At 64.9% G+C, this 12,386-nt stretch carries 13 protein-coding genes; 10 read left to right on the top strand and 3 right to left on the bottom strand.

Going from position 1 to position 12,386, the window contains the following annotated elements; all coding sequences use genetic code 11:
* Window positions 1–6: 6 nt before the first annotated feature.
* Complete coding sequence (locus KF857_05935) at window positions 7–867, top strand: NAD+ synthase (GenBank protein MBX3111531.1); 861 nt, start codon at window positions 7–9, stop codon at window positions 865–867.
* On the opposite strand, the gene KF857_05930 is transcribed toward KF857_05935, so the two are convergent.
* Complete coding sequence (locus KF857_05930) at window positions 833–2,089, bottom strand: NAD(P)/FAD-dependent oxidoreductase (protein ID MBX3111530.1); 1,257 nt, start codon at window positions 2,087–2,089, stop codon at window positions 833–835. The two genes, KF857_05935 and KF857_05930, sit on opposite strands and share 35 nt — an antisense overlap.
* 104 nt (window positions 2,090–2,193) lie before the next feature.
* Between KF857_05930 and KF857_05925 the strand changes: the two genes are divergently transcribed.
* The 5 genes from KF857_05925 to KF857_05905 all read left to right on the top strand — a co-directional run bounded on the left by KF857_05925 (window position 2,194) and on the right by KF857_05905 (window position 6,931).
* The gene (locus KF857_05925) at window positions 2,194–3,246 is read left to right on the top strand and encodes a hypothetical protein (GenBank protein MBX3111529.1); all 1,053 of its coding nucleotides are present in this window, start codon (window positions 2,194–2,196) and stop codon (window positions 3,244–3,246) included.
* On the top strand, window positions 3,243–3,527 hold the full coding sequence (locus KF857_05920; GenBank protein ID MBX3111528.1) for an acylphosphatase: 285 nt from the start codon (window positions 3,243–3,245) through the stop codon (window positions 3,525–3,527). Before KF857_05925 ends, KF857_05920 begins: the two co-directional genes overlap by 4 nt.
* Window positions 3,528–3,594: 67 nt before the next feature.
* Window positions 3,595–4,488, top strand: a complete 894-nt coding sequence (locus KF857_05915; GenBank protein ID MBX3111527.1) for a hypothetical protein — start codon at window positions 3,595–3,597, stop codon at window positions 4,486–4,488.
* 732 nt (window positions 4,489–5,220) lie between these two features.
* The gene (locus KF857_05910; protein MBX3111526.1) at window positions 5,221–6,096 is read left to right on the top strand and encodes a DUF488 domain-containing protein; all 876 of its coding nucleotides are present in this window, start codon (window positions 5,221–5,223) and stop codon (window positions 6,094–6,096) included.
* Between the two features lie 7 nt (window positions 6,097–6,103).
* Window positions 6,104–6,931, top strand: coding sequence for a hypothetical protein (locus KF857_05905; GenBank protein ID MBX3111525.1), 828 nt, complete (start codon window positions 6,104–6,106; stop codon window positions 6,929–6,931).
* Window positions 6,932–7,087: 156 nt separating this feature from the next.
* On the opposite strand, the gene KF857_05900 is transcribed toward KF857_05905, so the two are convergent.
* A complete protein-coding gene (locus tag KF857_05900; GenBank protein ID MBX3111524.1) occupies window positions 7,088–7,543 on the bottom strand; it encodes an OsmC family protein in 456 nt (151 codons plus the stop codon).
* Window positions 7,544–7,619: 76 nt separating this feature from the next.
* Between KF857_05900 and gcvPA the strand changes: the two genes are divergently transcribed.
* From gcvPA to KF857_05880, 4 genes are read left to right on the top strand one after another with little or no spacing between them, the layout of a single operon-like run.
* The gene (gene gcvPA / locus KF857_05895) at window positions 7,620–8,951 is read left to right on the top strand and encodes an aminomethyl-transferring glycine dehydrogenase subunit GcvPA (protein ID MBX3111523.1); all 1,332 of its coding nucleotides are present in this window, start codon (window positions 7,620–7,622) and stop codon (window positions 8,949–8,951) included.
* A complete protein-coding gene (gene gcvPB, locus KF857_05890) occupies window positions 8,951–10,432 on the top strand; it encodes an aminomethyl-transferring glycine dehydrogenase subunit GcvPB (GenBank protein ID MBX3111522.1) in 1,482 nt (493 codons plus the stop codon). The genes gcvPA and gcvPB overlap by 1 nt, the downstream gene beginning before the upstream one ends.
* Window positions 10,433–10,443: 11 nt before the next feature.
* Window positions 10,444–11,016, top strand: a complete 573-nt coding sequence (locus KF857_05885) for a hypothetical protein (protein MBX3111521.1) — start codon at window positions 10,444–10,446, stop codon at window positions 11,014–11,016.
* Window positions 11,016–11,669, top strand: a complete 654-nt coding sequence (locus KF857_05880) for a hypothetical protein (protein MBX3111520.1) — start codon at window positions 11,016–11,018, stop codon at window positions 11,667–11,669. Before KF857_05885 ends, KF857_05880 begins: the two co-directional genes overlap by 1 nt.
* On the opposite strand, the gene KF857_05875 is transcribed toward KF857_05880, so the two are convergent.
* On the bottom strand, window positions 11,666–12,361 hold the full coding sequence (locus tag KF857_05875; GenBank protein MBX3111519.1) for a hypothetical protein: 696 nt from the start codon (window positions 12,359–12,361) through the stop codon (window positions 11,666–11,668). The two genes, KF857_05880 and KF857_05875, sit on opposite strands and share 4 nt — an antisense overlap.
* Window positions 12,362–12,386: the final 25 nt, after the last annotated feature.

Here is a 12,386-nt window from a genome sequence, read left to right as displayed (position 1 = left end):
GCGCCCATGCTGCGCGTCGTGCGGCCTGCGCCCTCCGCCCCCTTGGCCCGGCGGTTGCTCGCGATGAACTCCGCCCTGATCGCCGACTGGCTGGTCGCCTTCCTCCGCGACGAGTGCGTGCGCCGGCGCAAGGTCACCCACGCAGTCGTCGGCCTCAGCGGTGGGGTCGACTCCGCCGTCACCGCTTATCTGTGCGCCCGCGCCTTCGGCCCCCAGAACGTCCACACCGTCCGCATGCCTTACAAGGTCAGTTCGCCGGAGAGCCTCACCCACGCCCAGCTTGTCGTCGACGACCTCGGCCTGGACGACCGCACCGTCGAGATCACCCAGATGGTCGATGGTTACGTCGCCACGGCCGAGCCCGACATGGACGGCACTCGGCTCGGCAACGTGTGCGCCCGGTGCCGGATGACCGTGCTCTTCGACCAGTCGGCCAAGTTCCGCGGCCTGCCGATCGGCACCGGCAACAAGACCGAGCGGTTCTTTGGCTATTTCACCTGGCATGCCGACGACGCCCCGCCGATCAACCCGCTCGGCGACCTGTTCAAGACCCAAGTGTGGGCCCTCGCCCGCGAACTGGGCGTGCCTTCGGTGATCGTCGACAAGCCTCCGACCGCCGACCTGGTGAAGGGCCAGACCGACGAAGGCGACTTCGGCATCTCTTACCAACTTGCCGACGAGATCCTTGTCCTCCTCCTCCATGGCCTGTCGCCCGAAGACGTGGCCGCCCAGGGCTACCGTCCCGAAGACGTGGAGACCGTGCGGTCACGGGTCGCCCGGACGCACTGGAAGCGGCACCTGCCGACCGTGGCGATGCTCAGCGAGACCGCCATCAACGAGTTCTATCTGCGGCCCGTCGACTTCTGACCGAGGTGATGAGGCGCGCCGCCGGTTGGAAGGTGAAGTACGCCGCGACCCATTGCAGGAAGACGATCAGCCGGTCGCGGAAGACGGCGAGCATGGCCAGGTGCAGGGTGAGCCACGCCGCCCACGCCACCGCGCCGCTGAGTTTCGCCCCGCCGATGACGGCGACGGCCGCCTTGCGCCCGATCGTCGCCATCGTCCCCATGTCACGGTAGACAAATGGCTTCCCGGCACCGTGGACGATCTCGCCCGCCACGTGCCGGCCACCTTGCATCGCCACCTGGGCCACGCCGGGCAGGTCACCGTCCCGCACCTCCGCCACGTCGCCGATCGCGTAGACCCCGTCCAAACCGACGACGCGCAGGTGGTCGTCCACCACCACCCGGCCCCCACGCCCGGGCGAGACCCCCAGCCAAACCGCCGCCGGGGTGGCCGCCATCCCCGCGGCCCAGACGATGTTCCGGCTGAAGATCTGGTCGTCGGGCAGGCAGACGTAGCCGTCGCCGATCGCCACGACCCGCTTGCCCAGGCGCACCTCGACCCCGAGGTGGCGCAGTGACTGCTCCGCCTTGGCCGAAAGGTCGGGCGGAAAAGTGGGCAGGACCCGGTCGCCCCCCTCGACAAGGACGACCCGCGCCCGCGTCGTGTCGATGCGGCGGAAGTCGCCCGCCATGGCGCGTTTGGCCAGTTCAGCCAGCGAACCGGCCATCTCGACCCCGGTCGGCCCGCCGCCGATGATGACGAACGTCAGGTAGGGAAGGCGGGCGTCCCCGTCGGGCTTGGCCTCCGCCTCTTCGAATGACCGCAGGACCGAGTTGCGCAGGGCAAGGGCGTCGTCCACGTCCTTCAGGCCCAGGGTGTGCGCCGCCCAGTCGTCATGGCCGAAGTAGGCGTTGCGCGAACCGGTCGCGACGACCAGCACGTCGTAGGGGGTCTCCCCCTCGCTGTGGTGGACGACCTTGGCGTCGGTGTCCACCGACAGGACCTCGGCCATCAGGACCGAGGCGTTGGCCTGCCGCCGCAGGATGCTGCGCACGGGCCAGGCGATGTTCGCCGCCGAGAGGCCCGCCGTCGCCACCTGGTAGAGCAGGGGCTGGAACAGGTGGTGGTTTGTCTTGTCGATGACGGTGACGCGGACGTCCGCCCGGGCGAGGGCCTGGGCGCACTTCATGCCCCCAAAACCGGCCCCGAGGATCACGACCTTTTTCGCCAAGACTGTCCCCATCTTGACTCATCATTGCCCCGGGACTCGGGAACAAGGCCGCCGCGCCGCCCGTCATGGTGAATACTAGGGCCATGGGTAGACACACACTTCGATCTAGCCTCTTTTTGCTCCTGCTCACGCTTGCCGCGTTCGCCTTGGGGCAGTCGTTCTCCACCGACGGTTCCGGCACCCTGACCATCGCGGGCCGGCACATGCCCGTGTACCGGGTGCGCACCGAGCCGGGGGGTAACCGCATCCGCATCATCGTCTGGACGACGTCGGACAAGCGGTTCGACCTCGTCGGGGACAGCTCCCGCGACGGTGACAGCTACCGTGTCCGCATCGACGACGGCCTTGGCGAGCGGGGGCTCACCGGGTTCGCCAACATCTACACCCGCGACTGGACGACGCTCAAGAACATCACCGCGAGCGGACGCTTCAGCGGCGGCACCTTCGACCTGAGTTTCCAGGCTGACAACGGCGGCGGCAACGGACACCGCCCGAACCCGGGCAACGGCACCGGGCGGCTGGGCAGCCTGAACATCGGCCGGCTCCGCTACCGGATCGACCGCGCCGAATACCAGACCACCGGCAACACCGGCCGCCTCATCTTCTACACCGAGGACGGCAAACGCTACGACCTCGTCGGGCGCCGCCGCAGCACGGGCGCGGGCGACGACCTTGATTTCGACGACGGCCTGGGCGAGGAGCGGGTCGACGGCAGCGGCAGGGTCCGCACGGACCGCAGCGGCGCCACCAGCGCCAGCGGCCGGGGCAACTTCCGCGGCGGTTCGTTCAGCTTCGACATCCGGTGGCGGTCCGACGACGGCGGGCGGGACAGGCCCGAGCTTCCCGGCTTCCCGTCCTCCTGGTCCGGACGCCTGCGCTTCGACAACAACACCCGCAGCGTCACCCGCGTCGAGTACCACCCCGACGGCAACCGCTACCGCCTCGTCATCTGGACGACCGAAGGCAAGCGGTACGACATCCTCGGCACCCGCAGCTCCGGCCGCGGCGACACCGACCGCCTCACCGTCAACGACGGGCTCGGCAAGGACCGCATGTCCGGCTCCGGCTCCGCCCGGTTCCGCAGCGGCAACCGCGACCGGATCACCTCGGTGAGCCTCTCCGGCAACTACCGCGGCGGCTCGTTCACCCTGAACATCGACGCCCGGTGAACGCCCGGCGCGTCGTCGTCAAGGGGAAAGTGCAGGGCGTGGGCTTCCGGGCCTACGTCCTGTCTTTGGCCCGGGGCCGCGGCCTCGCCGGGGAAGTGTGGAGCCGGGCCGACGGCGCAGTGGAGATCGTCGCGGTGCACGGCGACGACGACGTTCTAAATAGGCCCAGCGGCTGGGAAGGCATAGTCGATGGTCTATGCCCAGGAAAGGTTGTCCTCGCATGCCAGGCCGAGGCAGAAAAGGAGTGTGACTACATTGGATATGTGGCACCAAACATATAGCCCCTCACTCAGGCTATTGCTACTGGGAACTGCGGTTGTCGTCATCTGCGGTTGCAGGCATAGCGGCATGATTGATGGTCAGACTCTCCAAGCAGACCAGCTGTTGAAAGAGGTTGTGCTCTCGTCTGACCGACCAGCAATGGCTGATATGATGTTTCCATCTGCAAGCGTTTATGTGCCTTACCACGTTACTGTTCACAATAACAAGAACTTCTCGGTGGGTTCGGGCGATAGCGTAACGCTGAGCAGTGGCATCTTTACTACTGACGCAAGTCGCAAGACAGCCTATGAAGAGGATGCCGCTCGTTTCGGGACACCTAAGAACGTTGGAGGGTGGGAGGTGTATCTTGAGGAAACACAACGCGAAGGGCGGAGCACTTCTGTACTAACATGCTATAAGGGCCTATACTGCCTTACTCTCGTAATTAAGCACGAGTCACGCGAAGCGAACTCCCGCGATAGACTTAGTGAGGTTGTCAGATGCTTATTGCTGTCTTGGGCACCCCAGCCGTCTACCCTCGAAATTGATGGGTGGAAGTTGGAGGCTGTTTCGCCCAATGACCCCATGGTAAGGACATTGACCAAGGATGGGAATGAGCTGACGATTCTCTATTCAAAGAATCCGACCAAGGAAGCATTGGATGTGTTCAACGAAATGATTCCCGCGATTAAAGCCAGAGGCGCAGAGCCGATTGAATTGGCAGGCATGAGCGGGTACTTGGAGGTAACTCAGCTTAAACCGAACAACAGCACCCTTCCCACCCTCATGGTTGACGCGACTCTTAAAGGTCCCAATGAGATATTGAAGAATAAATGCCGCAATTTAAGGAATGAATGCCGCAATTCAAGGAAAAAATGCCGCAATTCAAAGAGTAAATGGCGGCGTTCAAAGAGAGAATGCCGCATTTCAAAGAGTGAATGCCGGCATTTATGGAAAGAAGTCCGCCCTTTTTCGGGATGAGTCTGGCCTTCTTGGGCCGGACAGGGAAGGCCGGGGAGGCAGGCGGGGCGACGCGCCGACGGTCGGCCGGTGACCGCCGGCCGATGCCCGGCCAAGCCACCTGACCTGGACATTGCGGGGCTGGGCTGGGGAGCGTTCGAGCTTTCCGCCTACGATGTTCCTCCCGGTGTCCCTGCCCGCGTCTTGCCCTCTGGTCCGCGACGAATGACCGGCCCCAGCCCCTCCCCTCCGGCCCGGCCCGCGAGCCGGGCGCGGGCTTGCTCTTTGTTGACGAGTTGTTTACGCGAGACCACTCGGTGTCCCAAATGGTTACCCGTGTCAGGGGTTCGGACGGTCGCACTATGTGGCCTATTTGGACACTCATCAAACTTCGTCGAGGTGGGAGTTGGATTCTGGTTGAAGCTAAAAGGAGCCGTTGAAGACCGCGCGGATTGCCGGAGACCTGTTTGAGAATCAACGCCTCGTCCTAACCTTGGAGACCAAATGGGAATAAGCGTGGCGGACGTTCGACCTGGCGTCCCGTGAGGTGGTCGCCAGAAGGACACGTTCCTAGATGATATCTTCAAACTTCGTAGACAAAAGATGGATGTGTCTCGAATATTAGCCATTCGCTGGATGCTGGCATAGCTACATCAGGTACAGTTGCGTCGACGTATTGCGGGAGGGATAGGTAGGGTGGCCGTTCAGATGCCTAGCGTGACGAAAGCATCCCACCGGGATGTTAGCCTTACTGTGCGCCAGCGACTTTTGCTCGGGCTTCTGGATGCCCTTGGCGGAACAGCGGGAAACCTCGACTTCCAGAAGGTTCTCTTTCTCTACTGCCAGGAATGCGACTCTGGCCAACCCTATGACTTTGTGCCCTATAAGCGGGGTGCGTTCTCATTCACGTCCTATGCCGACCGGCGTAAGCTCATCTCCTATGGCTTGATCGAGGACAGCGAACATCACTGGAAGCTCACCGATCAAGGCGGCGAAGCGACGGAGGCTGACATTTTCTTGAAAGACTTCGTGAAAAATCTGAACGGACTTCAAGGCGATGAATTGGTAGCTGACACCTACCGGCGGTTCCCGTATTACGCGATTCGGAGTGAGATTGCCGAGAAGGTACTGAAGGGCGACGATGAAGCCCTTGCCCGCATCGAATCTGAGAAGGCGAAAGCCAGTCCGCATCCGCTCCAGACAATCGGTTATGAGGGACGATCCCTGGAGGCGTACCTGAACCTGCTGATCCAAGCGGGAGTGAATATCCTCTGCGATGTTCGGCGCAATCCCATCAGCCGCAAATATGGATTTTCCAAGAGTACCTTGGGCAACGCTTGCGCTGGGGTTGGGATTCTGTACGAGCATCTGCCCGAACTGGGAATCGCGTCGGAACAACGCCAGGAACTCAATTCCCAAGAAGACTACGACGCCCTCTTTGCCGCATATGAGAGCGACTACCTGCCCAAGCAGGACAATGCCCTTGCAAAGATTCAATCTTGGATCGAAGTGGGCCAACGAGTCGCATTGACCTGCTACGAACTGCACCCTCACCAGTGCCATCGTCATTGTGTTTCCGAAAAACTGGAAGCCATGTCCCAGAACCGGTTAGAGGCGCGGCACTTGTGAGGAAGGATTGGCAAAGCAGCGCGTTCTCATCACCGTAAAGACTTATCCGACGCTCTCCCGCAAATATGGAGAGACTGTCTGTACCGCTGGGATCCGCGAAGACGGTTCATGGGTTCGGATGTATCCGGTTCCGTTTCGACGGCTTGAAGAAGAAGAGCAATACAAAAAATATGATTGGGTCGAATGCGACCTGGTTCGCAACACAAGCGACCCTCGCCCCGAAACCTTCCGTCCCACCGATGCCGCGCAACTGGTTCGGGCGGGACGTATCGGAACCGATCATCTATGGCGGGAGAGGAGGCAACTGTTGCTCAAGACCGCCAAGGTATACGACCGGATGGACGACCTTATCGCGGAAGCCAAGTCCAACATGACTTCACTGGCGGTCTTCAAGCCTTCCCGGGTTCTCGACTTTACTTGGGAGCAAGAGGAACGGGAATGGGACGCTAAAAAACTCGAAGAGATGAGAGTTCTCTATAGCCAACATCATCTATTTGAAGACAACGAATGGCGCAAGACATTTAATGTCATTCCCAAACTGCCCTATAGCTTCTCGTATAAGTTTGAAGATTCAATCGGAAGACAGAGCGAAATGCAGGTTCTAGACTGGGAAGCAGGAGCCCTCTACTGGAACTGCCTCCGCTCAACCGACGGCGATGAGCCTGCAGCTCTGGCAAAGGTACGTCAGAAATACTATGAAGAGTTCCTGACCAAGGACTTGCACTTCTATCTGGGAACGACCCAGCAGTTTCACTTCGTCGCCCCCAACCCGTGGGTCATCATCGGAGTCTTGCCGATCCCCCACGAAGCCCAAGGAAGCCTGTTTGATTCCTGACCACTAAGCCATGCCTGACACTCCCCTGGGACATCGAATTCTCGATCTAGACTCTCTGGACATTGGTCGGGTCGGGTGGTCGGACCGCCGGACTTCAGGGTGTTGGGTGCCACTGGTGCCAACCAGTGCGATCACCGGGCCGTTGCGATAGTCTCCCTACGAACCAGTCGCCGCCGACACTTCATGCACCTCGTACACCGACGCCACCGCCGGGCTTTCCCTCAGCGTGGCGATGCACGAGCAGTACTTCTCGTCGCTGAGCCGGACGGCCTGCGCCACGGCGGCCTCGTCCAGCCCCTCGCCGACCAGGATATGCCGCAGGCGCAGATTCGTGTACGGGCGCGGATAAACCCCGGCGGGGCCGCGGTCGCCCTCGATCTCGACCCGGTAGCTGGTGACCTTCTGCCGCTTCTTGGCCATCACGACCATGACGTCGTAGGCGGAGCAGGCGGCGATGGAGGCGGTGAACGCCTCGAACGGCGTCGGGCCCAGGCCGACCTCGCCTTCCTCGGGATATTGGTCCATGACGAACGGGGCGCCGCTCGGCACGTCGGCGGCGAACGCGAGGCCTTCTTTCCAGTGGACGGTGACCATCTCTTCTTCCACGATCATAGAGGGGCCGAGAGACCCGGCAGAGGCCATCGTTGGGCCCTTCGCGCCCCCGCGCAGGGATAGAATCAGGGCCTTCATGCCCTACATTCCTCATACCGAGGAGGACACCCGGTCGATGCTCGCCACCATCGGCGTGCGATCCATCGACGAACTCTTCCGCGAGATTCCCGACGACCTGCGGCTGAAGCGGCCTCTGGACGTCCCCTCCGCCCTCGACGAGGCCCAGCTCTACTCCCACCTGAAGGAGCTGAGCGAGCGCAACGTCGACCTGACGAAGACGACCTGCTTCCTGGGCGCGGGGATCTACGACCGGTACGTGCCCTCGACGGTCGGGGCGGTGCTTTCGCGGGGCGAGTTCCTCACCGCGTACACCCCCTACCAGCCGGAGCTGAGCCAGGGTTACCTGCAGACGATCTACGAGTTCCAGACGATGGTCGCCGAGCTGTACGGCATGGACGTGGCCAACGCGAGCATGTACGACGGCCCGACGGCGATGGCCGAGGCCGCCGTCATGGCCCACGGGCTGCGCGGGCGTGACAAGGTCGTCGTCAGCCGGGCGGTGCACCCGCACTACCGGCAGGTGCTGGAGACGTACTGCTGGTCGCTGGGGGTCGAGGTGGTGGAACTGGCCGCCGACTCCGGCGCGACGACCGGCTTCGCCGGCCTGGACGAGGCGTCGGCCTGTCTGGTCGTGCAGACGCCGAACTTCTTTGGGGTGGTGGAAGACCTCGCCGCCGCCCGGGCCGCCGCAGACGCGGCGGGCGCGATGCTCGTGGTCGTGGCGGACCCCACCGCCGCCGCCCTGTTGCCGACGCCGGGTTCCTTCGGCGCGGACATCGTGGTGGGCGAGGGCCAGCCGCTCGGCATCCCGATGGGCTACGGGGGCCCGATGGCCGGGCTCTTCGCCTGCAAACGCGAGTACGTCCGCTCCATCCCGGGGCGGATCGTGGGGCGCACCCACGACGCGGCGGGCCGCAGCGGCTTCACGATGACCCTGCGCACCCGGGAGCAGGACATCCGCCGCGAAAAGGCGACCTCGAACATCTGCACGAACGAGGCGCTGATGGCGCTGGCGGCGACGGTCTACATGACGAGCGTGGGCAAGAACGGTGTCCGGCGCGTCGCCGAGGACACGGTGCGGAACACCCAGTACGCGATTTCCGTGTTGACTAAGGCCGGTGGCCGCTTGAAGTTCGCGGGCAAGGTGTTCGGCGAGTTCGTCCTGTCGCTCCCCAAGCCCGCCGCGGTCGTCCGGGACGCCCTTCTCGACCACGGCGTCCTGGCGGGACTTCCGCTGGGCCCGTACTACCCGGGGATGGAGGACGACCTCCTCGTCGCCGTCACCGAGACGCGCACGAAGGCGCAGATCGACCACTATGCCGCTTGCCTCGCCGAGGTGTTGAAGTAATGCCGACCAAGTCTGTCCCCCAGCCGAAGCTGGTCTTTGAGAAGTCGGTGCCCGGGCGCATCGGCTGCAACCTGCCCCGCACCGACACTCCCGAGGTGGACGTGGCGGCGGCGGTCGGCGCGGTCCGGGACTCGGTCGCCTGGCCGGAGATCGCCGAGCTCGACGTGATGCGGCACTTCGTCAACCTGAGCCACATCAACTACGGGATCGAGACCGGCTTCTACCCGCTGGGCTCGTGCACGATGAAATATAACCCGCGGATCAACGAGAAGACCGCGGCCCTGACCGGTTTCAGCCACACCCACCCCATGCAGCCCGAGGCGACCGTCCCGGGCAACCTGGAGGTGGTCCGGCAGGTCGAGGACATCCTCGCGGAGGTGACGGGCTTCGACGAGGTCTCGATGCAACCGGTCGCCGGCGCCCACGGGGAGATGACGTGCCTGATGCTCATCAAGGCTTATCACGAGTCTCGCGGCGAGGGGGCCCAGCGGCACACCGTGCTGATCCCCGACAGCGCCCACGGCACCAACCCGGCCAGCGCGGCCCGGTGCGGCTACGACGTGAAGTCGGTCTCGACCAACGCGGAAGGGAACTGCGACATCGACTCGCTGAAGGCGGCGTTGGACGGCTCGGTCGCCGCGTTCATGGTGACCAACCCCTCCACCCTCGGCCTCTTCGAGCCCGAGATCGCGGAGATCTGCCGTCTTGTCCACGAGGCGGGGGCGCAAGTTTTCTGCGACGGGGCGAACATGAACGCGATGGTGGGCACGACGCGCCCCGCCGACCATGGGTTCGACTGCATGCACCTGAACCTGCACAAAACGTTCAGCACGCCGCACGGCGGCGGTGGGCCGGGGTGCGGGGCGATCGGGGTGCGGTCGCATCTGGAGCCGTTCCTGCCTGGGCCGGTGCTGAAGCGGGTGGACGGTGTCGCCGTCTATGACCACGACCGGCCCCTGAGCGTCGGCCGGGTGAGCGGGTTCCACGGCCAGTTCCTGATGGCGGTTCGCGCCCTCACCTACCTGCTGGCCTACGGCAAGGAGGGCTTGCCCGACATCTCGCGGTACGCCGTCCTCAACGCGAACTACGTCCAGGCACGGTTGCGCGACCACCTGCCCCCCGCCCACGACCGCCCGTGCATGCACGAGTGCGTCCTGACCGCCACGCCGTACAAGAAACTCGGGGTGCGGGCCCTGGACTTGAGCAAGCGGCTCATCGACCACGGGTTCCACCCGCCGACGAACTACTTCCCGCTCATCGTCCCCGAGGCGTTCATGATCGAGCCGACGGAGACGGAGGCGAAGGAGACCCTCGACGCCTTTTGCGACGCCTTGGTCGCGATCTGCGAAGAGGCGAAGACCGACCCCGAGGCCCTGCACAACGCTCCGGTGACCCAGGTGGTCGGACGGCTGGACGAGGCGGCGGCGGTGAAGAACCTGGACGTCCGCTGGACGCCGGCGCGCGAGCCCGCCAAGGTGTAAGCTAGCCCGCGATGGTCGGAATCATTGGCATCACGCGGATCAACGTCGGGAGAGGCGCGTTGGTCGAGGTCGAACCGACCTTCCTGGAGCTTCAGGGAGAAGTCCGGCGCGTCGCGCCGGGGGTCGAGTCCAGCCTGTGGCGTTGCGAGGACGACGACCACCGGTTCCTCCAACTCTCCACGTTGCCGTCGGTCGAGGTGAAGGACGCGTTGGTCGACCACCTGGTGCGGACGCGCCTGGTCGAACAGGCCGCCGAACGGCTGCACGGCATCCCCGACGTGCAACACTTCCAACCCTCCTGGTCGATGCGGGTGACGGCGGCGTCCGTCCACCAGTCCGCCCTCCTGAGCGTCAGCCTGCGGGCCATGGACTTGGGCTTTGGCGACGCTTGGGTGGAGAAGCTGGGTGACAACTTCCGCGAAGTCAGCGTCATCCCCGGCTTTGAAGGGGCGATGATCGCCAAGTCCCTCGTGGTGGAGGACCAAGTCCTCGGCCTGGGCTTCTGGAGCGTGTCGTCGGCGTTCCACCAGTCCGTCCCGCCCCGCCCCAGCTACGAGATCGACCTGTACCGCCGGTTCCGCTGATGCTGGTCCGGCTGGACGCCCCCGCCGACGGGCCGGCCAACATGGCCGCCGACGTGGCCCTGCTCGAATCTGCCGAAGGCGGTGCCTTGGGGGCGAGGGTGTATGCCTGGACGGGGGCCTGGGTGACCCTAGGACGCCACCAACGGGCGGAGACGGCCTTGGCCCCCGGTTGCACGGTGCCCTGGGTGGTGCGCCCGACGGGGGGTAAGGCCGTCCTCCACGGCCACGACGTGACGGTTGGCCTGGCCGTGCCCCTTGCCCTGCTCGGCCTGCCGGACGGCTCGCGCCGCCTGGGGGACGTCTACCGGGCGGTGGTCGCGCCCCTGGTCGGGGCCTTGGCCGACTGCGGCGTGCCCGCGACCTTGGCGGAGGACACCCCGTTCGTCCGGTCGGTGGGGAAGGTGGCGGACTGTTTCGCCCACGTCGCCCCGAACGACGTGGTGGGCCCCGACGGCGGCAAGGTGTGCGGGTGCGCCCTCAAGCTGACCGCCCAGGCCGTCCTCTTGCAGGCGTCTGTCCCCGCCGGGCCGCCCTTGGTCGACCTGGCGACGGTGTACACGGCCCCGGCCCGAGAACGGTGGTCGTGGTTGGAGGCGCCGACGTTCCGGGCCGCGTTGGAAGCCCGGCTCGCGCCGCTGACCGCCCGCGCCTAGGCTTCGAGCCAGTCGCGGAAGTCGTTGGCTTTGCCGGCCTCGACGATGGCGTCCAACCGGTCGTCGCCGGTGACCCAGCGGAGCACCTGGAACGGGACTCGGGAGAGGGTCGCGTCGTCCAGGGGGGCGGGCCAGGCCAGGTGGATGCTCCCACGGTCGGTGGGCATGGCGACGCCGCGCATCAAGCTCAGGACTCGGGCCTGAGCAGGAGTCTGCCGTAAAACCAGGCCCAGGGCTCCGTCCAGCACCTCGTCGCGGGACATCGTGGTGGAGACGGGGACTTCGATCATCGCGCGCGTGGCGCGGCTCAGTTGGCTGGCCGGGGTGGGCCGGTTCGGGTCGCCACGGTGGAGGATGTGGGTCTCGACCTCGGCCTCCAGGTTGTCCAGCCATCGCGCCTCGCGGGGGCCCACCATCCGTCTGGCGCAATCCTCGTGGAGGCAGAGCACCAGGTCAGTCGCCCCGTCGACCGCTTCGGCGAGGTCGGAGGTCGCCCGGACGCCGGTCTCGTTGCCGGTGTGCTGAAAGAGCAGCCGGGCGAGCCGGTCGAAGAGGTCGAGCCGCTCCTCGCTTGCGTCAAAGAGCCGCACCTCGGCGGGGACGTCGGGGTACCACGAGGCCAGGGTGGCGAGCACGGGCGGGGCACAACGGAGGTTGCCCGCCCCGACCACGACGACGGTACGGCTGGGCATGAGACGATCATACCGCCGGGTATCC

This window comes from Fimbriimonadaceae bacterium (assembly GCA_019638795.1).
Classification (GTDB): Bacteria; Armatimonadota; Fimbriimonadia; order Fimbriimonadales; family Fimbriimonadaceae; genus JAHBTB01.
Note: the sequence above shows the minus strand (reverse complement) of the source record. Positions and strands in the feature narration are given on the sequence as shown.

Coding starts and splice junctions, on each gene's coding strand:
- KF857_05935 (MBX3111531.1), top strand. CDS start 7: ATGCTGCGCGTCGTGCGGCCTGCGCCCTCCGCCCCCTTGGCCCGGCGG.
- KF857_05930 (MBX3111530.1), bottom strand. CDS start 2,089: ATGGGGACAGTCTTGGCGAAAAAGGTCGTGATCCTCGGGGCCGGTTTT.
- KF857_05915 (MBX3111527.1), top strand. CDS start 3,595: ATGATTGATGGTCAGACTCTCCAAGCAGACCAGCTGTTGAAAGAGGTT.
- KF857_05900 (MBX3111524.1), bottom strand. CDS start 7,543: ATGATCGTGGAAGAAGAGATGGTCACCGTCCACTGGAAAGAAGGCCTC.
- gcvPA (MBX3111523.1), top strand. CDS start 7,620: ATGCCCTACATTCCTCATACCGAGGAGGACACCCGGTCGATGCTCGCC.
- gcvPB (MBX3111522.1), top strand. CDS start 8,951: ATGCCGACCAAGTCTGTCCCCCAGCCGAAGCTGGTCTTTGAGAAGTCG.
- KF857_05885 (MBX3111521.1), top strand. CDS start 10,444: ATGGTCGGAATCATTGGCATCACGCGGATCAACGTCGGGAGAGGCGCG.
- KF857_05880 (MBX3111520.1), top strand. CDS start 11,016: ATGCTGGTCCGGCTGGACGCCCCCGCCGACGGGCCGGCCAACATGGCC.
- KF857_05875 (MBX3111519.1), bottom strand. CDS start 12,361: ATGCCCAGCCGTACCGTCGTCGTGGTCGGGGCGGGCAACCTCCGTTGT.